Genomic DNA, 18478 nt, shown 5'->3' with positions numbered 1-18478 from the left:
TTTAAACATGATGCAGACTTTGATTTTGCCGGACTCAAATTTTTTCTTCTGCTTAAAGCAGAAGCCAAGAACACTTGAATGTGTTTGGTGTATTCATATATGAATACTTTGAGAACTTTTACAAACAATTCTTATTTCAAATAAACAAGAACTGCTTTGTCAGCTTTCCAAATTGTTAAAGAGCTTGATTTGTTAATACAAACCATTTTAAAACACACTTCACCAAATATGCTTTAAAATGGTGGAGCTATGCGGGATCGAACCGCAGACCTCCTGCGTGCAAGGCAGGCGCTCTCCCAGCTGAGCTATAGCCCCGTATGTGATTGGTGGGTCTGAGTGGACTTGAACCACCGACCTCTCGCTTATCAGGCGAACGCTCTAACCACCTGAGCTACAGACCCAACGACTCTTTCTAAACCAAATCAATCTGTGTGAGCACTCATCAACGTATCTTTATCGTTAAGGAGGTGATCCAGCGCCAGGTTCCCCTAGCGCTACCTTGTTACGACTTCACCCCAGTCATGAACCACAAAGTGGCAAGCGTCCTCCCGAAGGTTAAACTACCTGCTTCTTTTGCAGCCCACTCCCATGGTGTGACGGGCGGTGTGTACAAGGCCCGGGAACGTATTCACCGTAGCATTCTGATCTACGATTACTAGCGATTCCGACTTCATGGAGTCGAGTTGCAGACTCCAATCCGGACTACGACGGACTTTTTGGGATTCGCACACTTTCGCAAGTTAGCTGCCCTCTGTATCCGCCATTGTAGCACGTGTGTAGCCCTACTCGTAAGGGCCATGATGACTTGACGTCGTCCCCACCTTCCTCCGGTTTATCACCGGCAGTCTCCCTGAAGTTCCCACCCGAAGTGCTGGCAATCAAGGATAAGGGTTGCGCTCGTTGCGGGACTTAACCCAACATTTCACAACACGAGCTGACGACAGCCATGCAGCACCTGTCTCAGAGCTCCCGAAGGCACTAATCCATCTCTGGAAAATTCTCTGGATGTCAAGAGTAGGTAAGGTTCTTCGCGTTGCATCGAATTAAACCACATGCTCCACCGCTTGTGCGGGCCCCCGTCAATTCATTTGAGTTTTAATCTTGCGACCGTACTCCCCAGGCGGTCTACTTAACGCGTTAGCTCCGAAAGCCACGGCTCAAGGCCACAACCTCCAAGTAGACATCGTTTACGGCGTGGACTACCAGGGTATCTAATCCTGTTTGCTCCCCACGCTTTCGCATCTGAGTGTCAGTATCTGTCCAGGGGGCCGCCTTCGCCACCGGTATTCCTTCAGATCTCTACGCATTTCACCGCTACACCTGAAATTCTACCCCCCTCTACAGTACTCTAGATGACCAGTTTCAAATGCTGTTCCGGGGTTAAGCCCCGGGCTTTCACATCTGACTTAATCATCCACCTGCATGCGCTTTACGCCCAGTAATTCCGATTAACGCTCGCACCCTCCGTATTACCGCGGCTGCTGGCACGGAGTTAGCCGGTGCTTCTTCTGCAGCTAACGTCAAATGATGCACGTATTAAATACACCACCTTCCTCACTGCTGAAAGTACTTTACAACCCGAAGGCCTTCTTCATACACGCGGCATGGCTGCATCAGGCTTGCGCCCATTGTGCAATATTCCCCACTGCTGCCTCCCGTAGGAGTCTGGACCGTGTCTCAGTTCCAGTGTGGCTGATCATCCTCTCAGACCAGCTAGGGATCGTCGCCTTGGTGAGCCCTTACCTCACCAACAAGCTAATCCCACCTGGGCATATCCCGACGCGAGAGGCCCGAAGGTCCCCCTCTTTGGTCCGTAGACGTTATGCGGTATTAGCCATCGTTTCCAATGGTTATCCCCCACATCAGGGCAATTTCCCAGGCATTACTCACCCGTCCGCCGCTCGACGCCAAGAAAGCAAGCTTTCTTTCGTTTCCGCCCGACTTGCATGTGTTAAGCCTGCCGCCAGCGTTCAATCTGAGCCATGATCAAACTCTTCAATTAAAGTTTTTTCTGAAGCCGGAGCTTCTGCTCAATGAATACTGTGATATTACATCGTAATATCGAATTGACTGTGCCAATATCTCATCAGAGATATCGATTTGGTCACTCATTCACTGATAAATCTTTTTATAAGATATCTGTTAACGAGTACCCACACAGATTGATTGGTTTATATTGTTAAAGAGCTGCTCTTCTCAGCATTGCTTCGAAGAGGCGGTCATTCTAGCGGGATAATTATCAGTGTCAAACACTTTTTTAAATTTTCCTTTTAAGCCCTGACCGGACTCACATCGTTCAGGCTGTTGTTGCCGCCATCCCGTGTCAGTGGGGCGCATTATAGGGGAGTAATTATATCTGGCAAGTACTTTTTTATGTTTTTTATTTGTTTGGACAATAATCACACAATCCAGGTAAATTAATGTTATAACCTTTGAAGACAATCACAGCGATTGATTGGAAAAACACCATACATAAACGTAAGATTCATATATCTGTTCTTTTTTTTATAATTATTCAGCTTTCTTATTAATTGATAAGTAGTATTCCAATATGAATTTAAATAAAACCGTTTTATGGGTGGCCGTATATAGCATTGTAGGTGTTGCTATATTATCTCAGATAACGCTTCCCTCATTTTTTGCATTTCTCGCCGGCACTATAGGTGCGACTGTGCTGTTTTTTTTGAACACACGTGTCGCTAAGGCTCCGTCAGCAGAACAATCTCAGAGTAAAACGACCACTTTATATGTAGGAAATCTACCCTACAAAGCAAATGAGTCGAATGTGAAAACCTTATTTGCTCAGTATGGTGATGTTTTTGCAGTTCGCTTAATGAAAGATAAACGGACAGGAAAACGACGCGGATTTGGTTTTGTGGTTATGCCTGCATCAGATGCACCCAGAGCACTGGAGAATCTGAATGAACATAATTACATGGACAGAACATTAAAAGTTCGTGTAGCAAATGATCCTAAGTCGCCGGAATCAATTGAATCCGATTGAATCCTAACTGTCTGACGGTTTCTTCCAGCGCACCCGGATTATTTGGGGTAGCGCTGGCATACATCAGGAAATGTTGACTTCTGTGACGCGAGATGCGGCTCTGCAATAAGCCTTCTACTCTTTTCGCAATCGCATAACCAGAATCAATCAGGAGTGTCTCGCTGCCCAATACAGTCTGAATTTCATCTCTGATCAATGGGAAATGGGTACACCCTAAAACAGCAACATCAATTTGGTTGATTACAGGCTGGAGAACTTTTTGTATCTCATCAATATCAATAGTCTCTCCTCTCATCTTATTCTCTGCAATATCAACCAATGTGGTCGAACCCAGCCTGATCACTTCTTTTCCGGATGAAAAATCATTGATTAAGTCCGAGGTATACTGCCTGTTAACCGTCGCAGGCGTTGCGATAAGACCGACACGATGCCTGGCAAGCAGGCAAGCAGGCTTGATAGCTGGCACAACCCCCACTACGGGAATACTTAGCATCGTTCTCAGAGACGGCAGTACAATCGTACTTGCCGTATTACAGGCAATAATAACAATATCGATATCATGGCTTCGAACCATATTGCCAATGAGTAACCCGACACGTTGCAATAAAACCGAGGATGGTAATTCCCCATAGGGATAGGCCTCATTATCGAACAGGTAAATATAATTATGTTGCGGCAACAGCTGATAGATTTCCTGGTAGACGGACAATCCACCGACTCCGGAATCAAAAATAAGAATGTTAGATGCCAATGTGGACACGATATTAAACTGATTTATATAACAACTTATCCGCGAATAATACGCTTAAGTAAAAAAATGACAACGCCTCTCAGGGCATATCGGGGTAAAAGTTAAAGAAAGGGGGCACAGCTTATATAAAGCTGGTAGTGCAGTGCATAACTGCGCTACCAGAGATAATATATGATTCATTCAATTCTAAAATTGATATCGAATGTTCAGATAGTATGCACGTTCAGGAGATACATACCCTTTCGCTGTTTCATATTCTTTATCAAAGAGATTATCAATACGGGCATTTATAGTTACTGATTCACTGGCATAATAGCTAACCGCTGTATCAACAAGTGAGTACCCCCCCAAGACAATGTTATTGTATGGATAAGAGCTATAGTCAACATCGGGACGTTCACCAACAAATTGGTAACTGACTGACCAGTCAAGTTGAGAGAAACTAATCAACGCATTCCACTTATACATTTCTTTAGCACGGCGCTGGAGTTGTTGACCATTCTCATCTTCAGCATGCTTATATTCTGCACTAATCTGATGCTGAATGATTCCGGTATTAAATTCTGAAGTAAACTCAACACCTTTAATATTCGTTTCTCCATCCACATTCATGTATACAAATGTTGAAGGATTATAATCAATCAGATTATCGATCTTATAATTATATGCTGAAACAGACCACCCAATGCCCTGAATATCACCTTCAAATGATATTTCTGCATTTTTCGACTTTTCAGATTTAAGGTTTGTTTCACCATATGTTGGATCATATTGCTGGTATAGATTTGGCGCTTTAAATGCCGTGCCATAATTTAATTTCAGACCAAACTCAGGAATAAATTGATATCCGGCCCCAAGGTTATAAGTTGCACGCCCACCAAATTCCTGATTGTGATCCCCCCGAAGACTCGCTTCGAGTAACAATTTTTCCTTCTGATAAGATCCAAAGCCATATGCAGCGAAGTTTTCACGATCAAATCTATTCGAGTTATTGATATCACTATAAGATTCATTTCTCCAGTCAATACCACCACCAACCACTGTTGCAGGGTTCAATTCGTAGTGACTATTCCACTGAATATTTTGCTGATGAACTTTATCTTTTGTACCGGAGTCTTTTCCGGTTGATTGAGTATAATTCCACCCCCGCTGACGCTGTGTATTCATCATCAGAGATGAATGAAATTGTTCCTGTTCAAAGTTACCGCCCAGAGTGACCGCATAATCTTTCTTTTCACTTTCTTTAAGGCTGTGAAAAGAAGAAAAACTGCCATCATATTGATAGGTATTTTGATACATTCTTGCATGGCTGAATAACTGTATATGGTCGTTAACCTGATGCACGTAACCAATCAAGCCATGGCTGCTTTTAAACCCGTGTTTATCATTGTCATTAACGCCAGTAAGCGGATGCACATTGTAACCGTCGGTACTTTCATGACCAGCCGCTAAATTCAACTGGCTCTTTTCTGTGGTCTGTAATCCGGCAATTGCATTGATTTCTTTATAATCCAGACTTCCCAAGCCCACATTAACTTCTTTCACTTCATGCTCAGATCGGGCAATCGTAATAATATTGATCACACCACCGATCGCTTCTGAGCCATAGAGAGAGGCTCTTGCACCACGGATATATTCGATTCTCCGGATATAGTTCAACGGAATTTGGTTAAAGTCTACTGCACCTTTAGCAGCTCGGGCAAAACGGACACCATCCACTAAAACTAACACTTGTGAAGAAGATGTACCCCGAACACTCAGTGATGCATTTTGTCCCCGGCCTCCATTCTGAAAGACCTGGATCCCAACCAACCGGCGCAGCAGCTGCGGCAAACTCTTGGCCTGAGTTGTTTCGATATCTTCTCTTGTGATTAATTCAACATCAGCCAGAGTCGTACCTGCTGATTGTTCATATCGGTTTGCAGATACAATCACTGGTTCATCTGCATAAGTACTGCCTACATACGAAAACAGCGATGCAACCGCTATCGCCAAACATGTTTTATTCATTATTATTCCCTAAATCGCGTAGTCCGTCTGAAAGATAATCATTCTTCGGTCACTGGCAGGTCTTCGGACTCAAGAGCATGATGTGTAAACGCTGATTTACTCATCGCCTCCGGTTTAACTTCCCACACATGAATGAATTTAGTGCAGTGTTGACTCAACCTTTGTTCTCTTTTACCGCTGCGCGTCAGTTCTGGATTTGCACCAGATTCCCTTTTCAGTTCTGCACATGACAGAACCACCAGCCGCGACAGATAGTATTGAGCATTGATAGAGATGTCCAGATGTGAAGAATCACTATGCATGAAGGCACTTAACCGTAAAGATTACATATGAATTCACTAGACATTAATACTGAATTGAATAAAATCTGCGCTCTTCTGAACTTTCCCTTTTGATGACGAGGCTGAATTATGATGAATCCTGACACAAATGCTGCAACTTACCTGGAGCAACTGGAAAAAAAAGTCTCGACACTCAAAAATATGTTTGCTGACTTCAATGCACCGGAACTAGAGGTGTTTGACTCTCCGGAAAAACATTATCGGATGAGAGCTGAGTTTCGGGTATGGCATGAAGGTGAAGACCTTTACTACATCATGTTTGATCAGACGACCAAACAGAAATATCGTGTTGACCAGTTTCCGGCTGCCAGTCTGCTCATTAACCAGGTGATGCCGGCATTAATTGAAAAGATTAAAGCAACCGATATACTCCGCCACAAACTATTTCAGGTAGACTTTCTCTCGACACTCAGCGGTGAAATTTTGGTGTCACTCTTATACCACAAGCCAATCAATGATGAATGGGATGAACAAGCCCGCCATCTCAGACAGCAACTGATCCAGGATGGATTTCAAATCAATATTATTGGCCGCGCAAGAAAAATCAAAAAGGTACTGGAAAGAGACTATGTCACCGAAACACTCTCAGTATACGGCCAGCCATTCATTTATCAGCAAGTCGAAAACAGCTTCACCCAGCCGAATGGGAAAGTCGCTGAAAAAATGTTGGAATGGGCTGTGGATTGCACACGGGAGAGTCAGGGAGATTTGCTGGAACTCTATTGCGGTAACGGTAATTTCTCCTTAGCCCTGGCACAAAATTTCAACCGTGTTCTGGCAACCGAGCTGGCAAAACCATCAGTTCAGTCAGCCCAATATAATATTGCTGCCAATCATATTGAGAATGTGCAAATCATTCGTATGTCTGCCGAAGAATTTACCGAGGCAATGGAAGGAAAAAGAGAATTCCGGCGGCTAAAAGATGCCAATATTGATCTGCAAGGCTATCAGTGTGAAACCATTTTCGTCGACCCACCCCGCTCAGGTATGGACATTGATACCTGTAAAATGGTCCAGAAATATCCCAGAATTTTGTACATCTCCTGCAATCCTGAAACACTGAGGCAGAACCTGGAAGTATTGAATCAAACGCATAAGATTTCAAGGTTTGCTTTATTTGACCAGTTTCCATACACCCACCATATGGAAGCAGGTGTGTTGCTGGAAGTAAGATCGTAATTCATCAAAAAAGGGCGCGATCATCTGCGCCCTTCATCCACAAACTAAAACCTGAAGATTAATCTTTCCTGCCCCAATATCCCATTTTCTTACCTATCCACATCATCAATAACAGCGTCAGAATAATTGCCAGAAAATTAGATCCTTCTTCGGGGTATTGCGCTTTCATAAATGCTGAATGACCAAAAATTCCGACAAAGAAACAAGCGACGCCGACTAATGGAAAATCTTCTGAAACAGGATGTTGTAAATAAGACTGATACAGTGACTGAACCGCTAATGCCAATGCAATAAATGGAAAAATTGAGAAAGAAACTTCGCTCATTGTCAGCCAGGACAAAATAGCATCGCCGCAGACTCCGGCAACAAAAGCAAGTATCAGATTTTTTCGCTCCATACCGGAACGAAAGCTACAATCATTATTCGACATTCATTTACTCCATTTTACTGATAATGTTCACCTAATATACGGTAATGGTTTACTCCCTGAGCGATGATTCTCAACTGAATAATCAACCGCTCAGCTAACGCATCTCTTTCATTTTTATCTAAATCCATCGCTTCAGCACCTGAGCTGAAAACCAGCGTGACTGAAGCTTCAGCCTGAATCGCAGCCATATCACGTTCTACACCTTTGAAAACAAGATACTCAGTTAGTTCAGCCGAAAAATGCTGAATCTCTCTTGCGACAGCAACACGAAACTCATAGGAGATACCAGAGCGTTCCCGGAGTAACAATCTGAATACATTGGGATTACATTCGATAAATTCCATGAACGTTTCTACCGAAGTACGGATGACACTTCCTTCTTTAGCAATGCGTTGCCTGGCCTGACGCATCAGCTGGCGAAGTAGTAACCCCCCTTCGTCCACCATGGTCAATCCCAACTCATCCATACTTTCAAAATGTCGGTAAAATGATGTTGGTGCAATACCTGCTTCTCTGGTAACTTCCCGCAAACTCAGGCTGGAGAAACTTCGCTCAGCACTGAGCTGGCGAAATGCGGCATCGATTAATGAACGCCGCGTCTTCTCTTTCTGTTGCGCCCGAATTCCCATGAAAATCATTCCAAATAAAAACTAAACGAATCCCTACTATACCCTGAATACCTACTGCACCTAAAGATGGCAGACAACAGATTTTGTTCCATATCTGATAACTTACAATTCCATAACAGCGATCACCATCACTGATTCAGGCTGAATCTCATGCATATTGAATACGTTACGATAAGATTATATCTAATGTTCATTCATGGAAGGCAGAAAACATTATGTCACAGTCACATCATTTCGACGCCATAGTAATTGGTAGCGGTCCTGGCGGAGAAGGCGCGGCCATGGGACTGACAAAGGCCGGTTTAAATGTTGCCATTGTTGAGAAAGAAAGCAGTGTTGGAGGAGGATGTACGCATTGGGGAACTATCCCTTCAAAAGCTCTCAGACATGCGGTCAGCCGTATTATTGAATTTAATAACAATACGCTTTTTTGTCATAACAACACCAGCCTTCACAGCACGTTTTCCAATATCCTCAATCATGCAAAATCAGTCATTGATAAACAAACCCGACTGAGACAAGGCTTTTATGACAGAAACCAATGCGCTTTGTTGTTTGGATTAGCGAGCTTTGTCGACGAGCACACTCTTGAAATTACCCAACCTGACGGGAAGAAAGACCGATATACAGCCGATAAATTTGTAATCGCGACAGGTTCCCGCCCTTACCACCCTCAGGATATAGATTTTCATCATGAGCGTATCTATGACAGTGATTCAATTCTGAATCTCGCCCATGACCCAAGACATATCATCATCTATGGCGCAGGTGTCATTGGTTGTGAATATGCTTCCATATTCAGAGGGCTGGATGTCAAAACAGATTTAATCAATACCCGGGACAGGCTTCTTTCCTTCCTGGATAATGAAGTCTCAGACGCTTTGTCTTACCATTTTTGGAATAATGGCGTCATTATCCGCAATGATGAGACTTATCAAAAGATTGAGGGATCTGATAATGGCGTCATTGTTCATCTGCAGTCTGGTAAAAAAATGAAAGCAGATTGTCTGCTTTATGCAAACGGCAGATCCGGTAATACAGAGTTGTTAAATCTTTCTGCTATAGGGATTACACCTGATTCCAGAGGGCAGCTGAAAGTAAATCAAAACTATCAGACTGACAGCGATCATATCTATGCTGTAGGTGATGTCATTGGTTATCCGAGTTTAGCCAGTGCTGCTTATGATCAGGGAAGGTTTGTTGCTGAAATCATTGCAACCGGACAGGCACAAAATCACTTAATTGAAGATATACCAACAGGCATCTATACCATTCCGGAAATCAGTTCAGTTGGCAGAACAGAGCAAGAGTTAACATTGGCCAAAATACCTTACGAAGTTGGCCGCTCTTCATTTAAACATCTGGCCAGAGCGCAAATAGCCGGGACAGAAGTGGGTAACCTGAAAATTCTGTTTCACCGGGAAACAAAAGAGATTTTAGGGATTCACTGCTTTGGCGAAAGAGCTTCAGAAATCATTCATATTGGTCAGGCAATTATGGAACAAAAAGGTGAAGCGAATACAATTGAGTATTTTGTAAACACAACATTCAATTATCCAACGATGGCTGAAGCATATCGGGTTGCTGCATTGAATGGCCTGAACAGACTATTCTGATTTTAACCGAAAAGGCCGGAAACGGCCTTTCATTCACGTTCTTCAGTTTGAAAAACTTTCAACACGGTCTCTTCTGCCCAGAATTACATCCAGTCCGTATTTCTGATGATACCGACGGCAATGCCTTCAATTGTCAGCGCTTCACAGGTTAAATCAACTTCAATGGGGGAGAATTCTTCATTCTCTGCATGCAGCCGTACAACAGATCCGTTCTTCTCAAGCCTTTTCACGGTTACATCATCTTCCAGCCGTGCCACAACGACCTGACCATTGGTGACATCCTGAGTCTTATGTACGGCCAACAGATCACCATCCATGATCCCGATGTTTTTCATACTCTCTCCGTGAACCCGCAAAAGAAAGTCAGCCTGTGGTTTGAACATCATAGGATCAACCTGATAATGGGTTTCAACATGTTCCTGAGCAAGGATTGGCTCTCCTGCTGCAACCCGACCAATCAGCGGGAGTCCCTCCTCGCCATTTGAAGCATCAATTAAAATACGAATACCTCTGGATGTTCCGGGAACAATCTCAATCACTTGTTTACGGGCCAGTGCTTTCAGATGCTCTTCTGCAGCATTAGCGGAACGGAATCCCAGCTCACGTGCTATTTCGGCCCGTGTTGGGGGCATACCGGTATCTTCAATACGGCTTCGTATCAGATCAAATACTTCTTGCTGTCTTGCAGTTAAAGGCTTCATAATCCACCTGTTTTTTTATACAGTTAACTGTGAGTATATCCAGTATCAACTTAAATGAAAAGCTAAAGTCCCCATATTTTCAATTGTAAGTTGCACAAAGCGAATATCAGTGATAAAAGTCAGCCGGACTGTGAAAGGTTTTATCTGTTTTTGATATCCGGATGATCCGGTACAGATAGCACCATTAATATTCATTTTTATACCATTCACCCTTGAGAGTTTGCATCTTATGTCTTCCCGGCAATCTATGGTTCATTCACTTCTTAAATTACCTGTTCGTCTTTTTGCAAAAGGAACTGTTGTCCCTGCGGATCCTGTCAAAGACAATCAAATCGACAGGCATAAACCAGTCGTTTATGCCTTGCCGTTCCAGTCAGATATTGATTTACTGACATTAAAGAAGCACACAGACAGGTTAGGTTTACCGGATCCTTTGCATCCGCTAACGGTGAATGGCAAATCGCTGGCCCGCTATGTGTTTATTGCCTCCCGTCCGACTGTCTTACAGAATGACAATCATATACCGGGGGAGTCGATTCACCTGTTCAGCGAATTACTTTCACTTCATCAGCAGGATCCCACACTCGATATTCAACTGATACCTGCCACTGTGCTATGGGGAAGAAAGCCAGGCAAACAATCAAAGCACAAAGCGTATCTTGAATCGATGAATGGTCCGCAAAAAGCGAAAGCTTTAATTTTCTCTGGCCGGGATTGTTTAGTCAGATTTAGTCCGGTCGTCTCATTACGGTATATGGCCGATCACCATGGCACCGACAGTGCGATTGCACATAAACTGGCCCGGGTCGCACGAATTCATTTTTCGAGGCAAAAACTGGCTGCATCAGGACCATCATTACCGGAACGACAAGTGCTGTTCCAACAGCTGATGCAATCGGCATCAATTCGTCATGCAATTGATGAAGAAGTGAAAAGCAAACAGCTTCCCCGGGAAAAAGTCCAGAGAGAAGCGCTGAAAATTCTGGATGAAATTGCCGCAGATTTCTCCTATTCATTGATCAAAAAAAGCGATCGGATACTGGGATGGCTGTGGAACAGGATTTATCAGGGGTTAATCATTAACAATGCAGCCAGCGTCAGAAAACTGGCTCAGGATGGACATGAAATTGTCTACGTTCCATGCCACCGAAGCCATATGGATTACCTTCTGTTATCCTACGTTCTCTATCATGAAGGCATGGTTCCACCACATATTGCTGCAGGCATTAATCTGAATTTCTTTCCGGCAGGCCCGCTTTTCCGCCGCGCGGGAGCATTCTTCATCCGGCGAAGTTTTAAAGGCAATAAACTCTATTCCGCCATATTCAGAGAATATCTCGCCGATTTGTTCGCAAAGGGCTATCCGGTAGAATATTTTAGTGAAGGTGGCCGCTCCCGGACGGGACGGCTGCTTCCGGCTAAAACCGGGATGCTGGCAATGACAATTCAGGCATTGCTCAGAGGACTAAACCGGCCAGTGACGCTTGTTCCTGTTTACATCGGATATGAACACGTCATGGAGGTATCTACCTATGCAAAGGAATTACGGGGAAAACAGAAAGAAAAAGAAAATGCCGGACTGGTGATAAAAACAATCCGTAAACTCCGGAATTTCGGTAAAGGGTACGTTAATTTTGGTGAACCGGTCTCGCTCAATCAGTTTTTGCATGATCATGTGCCTGAATGGACACAAGATATTGATAAACTCGGTAATGTACGGCCAAGCTGGCTCAGCCCGGTCGTCAATCAGCTTGCCAATAAAATGATGACACATATCAATGATGCAGCGGCGACGAATGCACTCACACTATGCGCAACCGCAATCCTTGCTTCACGACAACGCTCTTTATCCAGAGAAAATCTGGTCAGACAGATCGAATGTTATCTGGATATTTTTAAAAATGTCCCTTATTCATCAACCTTCACCGTGCCGGATGACAACGCAGAGTCCCTTGTTCGTCATGCTGAATCTTTGAATAAATTTATGGTTGATGCCGATAGTATGGGAGAAATTATATCCCTTGACAGAAAGCAGTCAGTCTTAATGACTTACTACCGTAACAATATTATTCATATCCTCGCCCTTCCCTCTCTGATTGCTCAGATTTTAATCCGCCATCAGTCTGTCTCAGCAACTCAGCTCTGCCAATATGTCCGTATCATTTATCCTCTGATTCAGCATGAACTGTCCCTCAGCTGCCCGGAAGATAAGTTAGATGAAACGGTCAACCGGTATATTCAGGAACTAAGACGCCAGGACTTGATTCAATGCAGGGATAATAAAATAGCGCTTAACCCGGCAAAAATTCAGGTGTTGATGCTACTGGGAAGAACAATATCTGAAACGCTGCAACGTTACGCAATTACCGTCAGCCTGATGGTCAGACGCCCGGAAATGGATAAAAATCAGCTGGAACAAAATAGTCAGGAAATTGCCCGTCGTCTGGGAAGGCTACACGGAATTAATGCACCGGAATTTTTCGATAAAAGTGTTTTTGCTTCACTCATGTATACACTCAGGCAGAAACATTATCTTGATCAGGCCGACCTATGTGCGGAGTTATCTGAATTACTGACAACGCTGCTGTATCCGGAAGTACGATTGACCATTCAGGAAAGTATTTACCGTGTTGAGTAACGATTGGACCAGTATTTGAACACAATCAGCCCGCCAGAACTAATATTGATGGCGGGCCCGGTTTACCACATCGACACTAACAATCCTGCGGCAATAATCATTCCCACATAGTTATTATTCAGAAATGCCTGAAAACACTGGCGACTTTCCCTGTGCCGGATAAGATGCTGCTGATAAACAAACAAACCACTTGCGATCAAAATACTCCAGTAAAATGCAGCGCCTAACTGATACATGATTCCAATGCCAGTCAGCATTAATAAAGTCATCAACTGAAGAATACCAATCACAAGTTTGTCATGCCGTCCAAACAGGATGGCCGTTGATTTCACGCCGATCTTTAAATCATCTTCCCGGTCAGCCATGGCATATTGTGTGTCATAAGCAATAGTCCATATGACATTTGTCATAAAAATAAACCAAACCACAGAAGGCAAACTATTCGCCTGTGCCGCCCACGCCATTGGAATTGACCAGCTAAATGCTAATCCAAGAAATAACTGGGGCAAGTGGGTGTAACGTTTCATAAATGGATAAACAAACGCCAGAACAATCCCGGCAAATGAAAGCTGGATAGTTAACTTATTCATGGTTAATACCAGAATAAATGAAGCAACAGACAAGAAAAAAAACAGACTGACAGCTTCCTTTTCTGTCACCATACCTGATGGCAAAGGCCGGGATTTGGTTCTTTCTACATGACCATCGACATGCCTGTCAGCAAAATCATTAATGACACAACCAGCTGATCGCATCAGCAGGACACCAAGAAAAAATACGCACAACACCCCCGGATCAGGTAATCCCTGAGCCGAAAGAATCAGAGCCCAAAGCGTTGGCCACAATAACAAAAATGATCCAATGGGACGATCCATACGCATCAGTTGCCAGTATGCTCTTGCTTTAGATACTGTCATGATCAGGCTCCTATCGATATACAGGCGAGTCAGGTAAAAACAGTTCAGTCACTAAAAGCGGATACCCATTTACCCACAGTCTTGACCGGCGCGCCCAAAATATTTCATTCATCAGTGACACTTGCGCAACTTTCAGCTCATCCCTGAAAACATCCGACATACGAAAAACTAATTCACCTATCGGCTTCTCTTCGAGGGTTGAAAAGTCACAGGATGCATTCTGAAATGTGACTTCCGGTATTAAAGTATGGCCAATAACCCATGAAGAATCATCGCCAGACAACACAACCTGCCGAAGTAAACAACGCTCTGGATTTTGCAATAGCAACTGTTCATCACCAGCCATGTGCAACGCCTCAAACCATTCATTTTTCAACAGAGTCACGGAGAGAGTCTGGCAATACTTCTTCATCAACTCAGATAACGAGCCCTGCTCGGACAACCATTGCTGCACCCATAAATCCGGAAAGTTGAAATTGTTAACATCTTGCCAATTTATCTGATTTAGTACAGACAGATAAGGAGAAATTGTTAGATCCATATTATATTATTATTTAGTCAATGCTTTTGTTGTCATTAGTGCTTGTGTGCCGATACAACGATAGCTTCAACTTCGCTGCAAAAATATCTTGTCTTACTATAAATGAGTCAAGTATTGTAACAAGACCTTAGTTGTTCGAGTATCATGAACTACCAACAGAAATGACAAAATTATGCTGAAACGTTACTTCACCTTACTATTTTTCATCTTTAGCACAGTGGCTGCATTCCCGGGCCATGCCGAAGATAGTAAAGATGGCCCTAAACTCGCGTATTTCACTCTGGAACCAGACCTGACTACAAATTACTTTACGAAAGGTAAAAAGCTTGGTTACATCCAGCTGCGCATCGAGATTATGGTTGCTGACAGTAAAGATCTTCCTACTGTTGAAAAACATCAGCCTTTAATCCGGGATACCATTGTTGAAATCATGGGAAAACAAACAGAAGATACGATTAAATCACTATCCGGCAGGGAAGATTTGCGTAAAAAGCTGGTCAAAAAACTCAATGATTTGTTACTCCCTGAAACCGGCAGACCTTTGATTGCGGATCTGCTGTTTACTAAATATATTTACTAACTTCAGATAGTAATAATAGCCCGTATTCACGATCGGTGACGGGCTTCATTTAGCCCCATGAGTACCCCAACGACTAAACCGGCAAGGTGTGCGCTGTTTGCGATAGGTATAAATGGTTGAACGTATCCAATCACCAGCCAAATCAGCATAAATCCCAGTAATGGTTGATGAATTGTCAGTCCGGCTTCCGGCTTCTTCCAGCCCATCATCCATACATAGCCAACTAATGCGTAAATAACACCTGACAGACCGCCAAAATTAGCGCCTTCAAACCAGAATTGAACTAACCCTGAAACTGCTGCAGATACCAAAAAAAGCCCGCCAAGTTTAACAACACCTAACCGCTTTTCAATATCTCCGCCAAAAAACCACCACCACAACAGATTGAATGTAATGTGCATCGCTGAAAAATGAAGGAATGCATGACTTACCCATCGCCATAACTGCCACCCTTCGGCATGAGAATCCGGAAAATGGAGTGAACTGAAAATAATTTGTCTCAAGCCAAAGTTTTGCAGGAAGAAAACAAAAATACACAACACCATCACGGCAAGCGTAAAAACTCCGGCTTTACGACGAATGATTGCAAAAAACCCCGGATAACCAGAATCATAGTTGAATGATGGACGTTGATGACCGGTCAATTCCCATGAAGCCGCAGAATACTTTTTGTCTTCCGGATGACGAAGAAAATATTTTAATTCTTGCTCAACTTCCTCAAACTCTTCATCGCGCACCAACCACAGACTAAAATTGCCATTGCCATCACCTGTCATCTTCATTTCTATGTTTTGTGATGCCATGTAGTCGACAAATGCCTGAGCCAGACGTGGATTATTGACCGTCACCAATTGAATCATATTATTTAATCTTCATATTTATTCTGTGGGTAAGCCAGCTCTCTGCCATGCTTCAAATCCCCCATCAACACTATACACGTCTTCAAATCCCTGATTAACCAAATACTGAGCTGCTCCCTGACTACTGATACCGTGATAACACATCACCAAAAGCGGTGTATCATAATCAAGTTGTTCCAGTAAACTCACAACTGTATCATTCGTCAAATGAAGTGCACTCTTTGCATGTGCAACACGAAAAGACTGAGGATCCCGGATATCAAAAAGCGTTGCTCCTTTGTCCTCAATCAGCCTGACGGCTCCCTGAACATCGATATGTTGAAATTGCTCCATAAATTACCAGACCTGCACTATTGATGAGCGTCTATTGTAACCTATCCAGTGTACCTCAAATACCGATACATCATAAGGTTATCAGGTTTAGTACAAATTCACACCACTGGTGGATAAGTCTGTGGATTGTGTTGATAAGGTATTTCAAAAGCTTAGGATCCACTATATATAGAAATGATCTTTATCTTTCTGTGTATAATTATCTTTCTATCCCCAATAAAGTAACCCGGTTTAACACCCGTGTCACAGTGAATGGTTGCTAGTGTAAGATAATTTAGACACAGACTTATCCACAAGGATTGCATTCCCGCGTGCCCCAAAGAAGATCAGGATAAATCCGTAAAAAAAAATATCCTCCGGCATAGCCGGAGGTTTTTCATATGCGCCTATAAGGCTCTCCTACCAGCAGCGCCCTAACAGGCGCATCACGCGATCTGACATTTGCATAGATGTCCTCAAATTGCTCGTAGAGCATCAGACTACTTTTTCCCTTCAAATACCCCATAAAACTCGAAACGCTCATTTTCGGCGGAATTTCTAACAACATGTGAATATGATCAACACAACACTCTGCTTCCAGAATATTCACCTTTTTCCATTCACAGAGTTTTCTCAATATTTCGCCTATCGCTCTTCGTTTTTCTCCGTAGAAAACCTGTCTTCGATACTTGGGTGCAAATACGATGTGATATTTACAATTCCATCTTGTGTGCGCTAAGCTCTTTTCGTCCCCCATTGGGACCCCCTTTCAATTTTTGTTTAACTTTTGCAGTTGCCAGACCGCAAGGTGTTTTAACAAATTGAAAGGGGTTTTATAACTGACTCATAGCTTAAAGCTTTACGGAACCCCCAGCCTAGCTGGGGGTTTTCTCAGCACAAAAAAACCGGGATCATGCAGATCCCGGCTCCTTTGTTCAATCCTTCAGGGAAAGACTACATTTCCCCAACAGCATCTCTTAGTTTTTTCATTGCATTCTTTTCCAGCTGACGAATTCGTTCAGCAGACACGCCATACTTATCAGCTAAATCCTGCAACGTTTCTTTTGTATCATTGAGCCATCTGGAGCGCACAATATACTGACTACGTTCATCAAGACAAGATAAAGCAAGGGATAACCGACGATTCGTATGTTGCTCCCAATTCGATGCTTCAACATTTTCTGCAACATCAGAACTTTTGTCTTCCAGAAACAGAACCGGAGCTGACGATGCACCTGTTTCATCATCATCAACCGTCAAATCAAACGTTGCATCCTGAGCGGCAAGCCGCGATTCCATCTCGCGTACCTCAGAAGGCTCAACCCCGAGCTCTTTTGCAACAGTCTCAACTTCACCGTTATTAAACCAGCCCAAGCGTTTTTTAGACTTTCTCAAATTAAAAAACAATTTACGCTGTGCTTTCGTGGTCGCAATTTTAACAATACGCCAGTTACGTAAGACATATTCGTGAATCTCTGCCTTGATCCAGTGAACAGCAAAAGAAACCAACCGGACTCCGACTTCAGGATTAAAACGTTTTACCGCTTTCATCAAGCCGATATTACCTTCCTGAACTAAATCCGCCATTGGTAAACCATAACCAGAGTAACCACGGGCAATGTGCACAACAAAGCGAAGGTGAGATAAAATTAAGCCTTTCGCCGCATCAATTTCACCGTTGTAATGTAATCGCTCTGCAAGCTCACGCTCCTCCTCAGCAGTCAACATCGGATAGCCGTTAACGGTTCGAATATAGCTATCCAGACTATCTTGTGTTACCAGAGCCATTGGGTACGTTTGGTTTGCCATTCAATTCCTCACCAAGTTTGACTAAAAGTGTTCTTTCTCTGCCCGGATCTTATCCCGGATCAAATGTAACCGATACAAATATACAATTTCTGACACAATGTCAAGTGCTCTCTGCATCATTCGTTTTCAAGCTGTATGACGACTACAGGCCAGACCATGA

The 18478-nt window shown here is 43.3% G+C and carries 15 protein-coding genes, 2 tRNA genes, 1 rRNA gene, 1 pseudogene and 1 riboswitch; of the genes and pseudogenes, 5 read left to right on the top strand and 14 right to left on the bottom strand.

All coding sequences use genetic code 11. From position 1 onward, the window contains the following. Positions 1 to 239 precede the first annotated feature (239 nt). From OCV29_RS00845 to OCV29_RS00835, 3 genes are all read right to left on the bottom strand, one after another. Positions 240 to 315: transfer RNA gene (locus OCV29_RS00845), tRNA-Ala, on the bottom strand. A gap of 9 nt (positions 316 to 324) precedes the next feature. Then, positions 325 to 401: transfer RNA gene (locus tag OCV29_RS00840), tRNA-Ile, on the bottom strand. Positions 402 to 460: 59 nt separating this feature from the next. Then, a 16S ribosomal RNA gene (locus tag OCV29_RS00835) occupies positions 461 to 2002 on the bottom strand. 549 nt (positions 2003 to 2551) lie between these two features. Between OCV29_RS00835 and OCV29_RS00830 the strand changes: the two genes are divergently transcribed. Beyond that, positions 2552 to 3004 (top strand): RNA recognition motif domain-containing protein, encoded by a 453-nt coding sequence (locus tag OCV29_RS00830; RefSeq protein WP_073606145.1) that lies wholly within the window; start codon positions 2552 to 2554, stop codon positions 3002 to 3004. Here the strand turns inward: OCV29_RS00830 and murI are convergent. Then, positions 2973 to 3767 (bottom strand): glutamate racemase, encoded by a 795-nt coding sequence (gene murI / locus OCV29_RS00825; protein ID WP_139281722.1) that lies wholly within the window; start codon positions 3765 to 3767, stop codon positions 2973 to 2975. The genes OCV29_RS00830 and murI overlap by 32 nt on opposite strands. 174 nt (positions 3768 to 3941) lie before the next feature. After that, positions 3942 to 5765: a TonB-dependent vitamin B12 receptor gene (btuB, locus tag OCV29_RS00820; RefSeq protein WP_073606143.1), complete on the bottom strand. Its 1824-nt coding sequence runs from the start codon at positions 5763 to 5765 to the stop codon at positions 3942 to 3944. Positions 5766 to 5802: 37 nt separating this feature from the next. Beyond that, positions 5803 to 6023, bottom strand: a riboswitch (cobalamin riboswitch). A gap of 152 nt (positions 6024 to 6175) precedes the next feature. Between btuB and trmA the strand changes: the two genes are divergently transcribed. After that, the gene (gene trmA, locus OCV29_RS00815; protein ID WP_073606142.1) at positions 6176 to 7285 is read left to right on the top strand and encodes a tRNA (uridine(54)-C5)-methyltransferase TrmA; all 1110 of its coding nucleotides are present in this window, start codon (positions 6176 to 6178) and stop codon (positions 7283 to 7285) included. Positions 7286 to 7343: 58 nt separating this feature from the next. On the opposite strand, the gene OCV29_RS00810 is transcribed toward trmA, so the two are convergent. Further along, positions 7344 to 7715, bottom strand: coding sequence for a YijD family membrane protein (locus OCV29_RS00810; RefSeq protein ID WP_073606141.1), 372 nt, complete (start codon positions 7713 to 7715; stop codon positions 7344 to 7346). Positions 7716 to 7729: 14 nt separating this feature from the next. Beyond that, entirely contained in the window at positions 7730 to 8344 is a 615-nt protein-coding gene (gene fabR, locus OCV29_RS00805; RefSeq protein ID WP_370737235.1) for an HTH-type transcriptional repressor FabR, read from the bottom strand. Between the two features lie 215 nt (positions 8345 to 8559). On the opposite strand from fabR, the gene sthA reads away from it, so the two are divergent. Further along, entirely contained in the window at positions 8560 to 9960 is a 1401-nt protein-coding gene (sthA, locus tag OCV29_RS00800) for a Si-specific NAD(P)(+) transhydrogenase (RefSeq protein ID WP_073606139.1), read from the top strand. Between the two features lie 83 nt (positions 9961 to 10043). On the opposite strand, the gene lexA is transcribed toward sthA, so the two are convergent. After that, positions 10044 to 10661: a transcriptional repressor LexA gene (gene lexA / locus OCV29_RS00795; protein ID WP_073606138.1), complete on the bottom strand. Its 618-nt coding sequence runs from the start codon at positions 10659 to 10661 to the stop codon at positions 10044 to 10046. A gap of 229 nt (positions 10662 to 10890) precedes the next feature. Between lexA and plsB the strand changes: the two genes are divergently transcribed. Beyond that, complete coding sequence (plsB, locus tag OCV29_RS00790; protein ID WP_073606137.1) at positions 10891 to 13299, top strand: glycerol-3-phosphate 1-O-acyltransferase PlsB; 2409 nt, start codon at positions 10891 to 10893, stop codon at positions 13297 to 13299. A 62-nt stretch (positions 13300 to 13361) separates the two neighbouring features. On the opposite strand, the gene ubiA is transcribed toward plsB, so the two are convergent. Next, positions 13362 to 14216, bottom strand: coding sequence for a 4-hydroxybenzoate octaprenyltransferase (ubiA, locus tag OCV29_RS00785; protein WP_073605445.1), 855 nt, complete (start codon positions 14214 to 14216; stop codon positions 13362 to 13364). A gap of 10 nt (positions 14217 to 14226) precedes the next feature. After that, positions 14227 to 14757 (bottom strand): chorismate--pyruvate lyase family protein, encoded by a 531-nt coding sequence (locus tag OCV29_RS00780; RefSeq protein ID WP_073605444.1) that lies wholly within the window; start codon positions 14755 to 14757, stop codon positions 14227 to 14229. Between the two features lie 172 nt (positions 14758 to 14929). On the opposite strand from OCV29_RS00780, the gene OCV29_RS00775 reads away from it, so the two are divergent. Then, positions 14930 to 15337: a flagellar basal body-associated protein FliL gene (locus OCV29_RS00775; RefSeq protein WP_073605443.1), complete on the top strand. Its 408-nt coding sequence runs from the start codon at positions 14930 to 14932 to the stop codon at positions 15335 to 15337. 26 nt (positions 15338 to 15363) lie between these two features. Here OCV29_RS00775 and glpG read toward each other — a convergent pair whose 3' ends face one another. From glpG to rpoH, 4 genes and pseudogenes are all read right to left on the bottom strand, one after another. Then, complete coding sequence (gene glpG / locus OCV29_RS00770) at positions 15364 to 16197, bottom strand: rhomboid family intramembrane serine protease GlpG (protein ID WP_073605442.1); 834 nt, start codon at positions 16195 to 16197, stop codon at positions 15364 to 15366. A gap of 18 nt (positions 16198 to 16215) precedes the next feature. Then, a complete protein-coding gene (gene glpE, locus OCV29_RS00765) occupies positions 16216 to 16530 on the bottom strand; it encodes a thiosulfate sulfurtransferase GlpE (protein WP_073605441.1) in 315 nt (104 codons plus the stop codon). 424 nt (positions 16531 to 16954) lie between these two features. After that, a pseudogene (gene tnpA / locus OCV29_RS00760) lies at positions 16955 to 17266 on the bottom strand (IS200/IS605 family transposase); the annotation flags it as partial. A 197-nt stretch (positions 17267 to 17463) separates the two neighbouring features. Further along, positions 17464 to 18318, bottom strand: coding sequence for an RNA polymerase sigma factor RpoH (gene rpoH / locus OCV29_RS00755; RefSeq protein WP_073605185.1), 855 nt, complete (start codon positions 18316 to 18318; stop codon positions 17464 to 17466). Positions 18319 to 18478 lie beyond the last annotated feature (160 nt).

This window comes from Vibrio aerogenes, from assembly GCF_024346755.1.
GTDB classification, from domain to species: Bacteria; Pseudomonadota; Gammaproteobacteria; order Enterobacterales; family Vibrionaceae; genus Vibrio; species Vibrio aerogenes.
The sequence above is the reverse complement of the archived record's forward strand: the minus strand, read 5'-3'. Positions and strand labels throughout refer to the sequence as shown.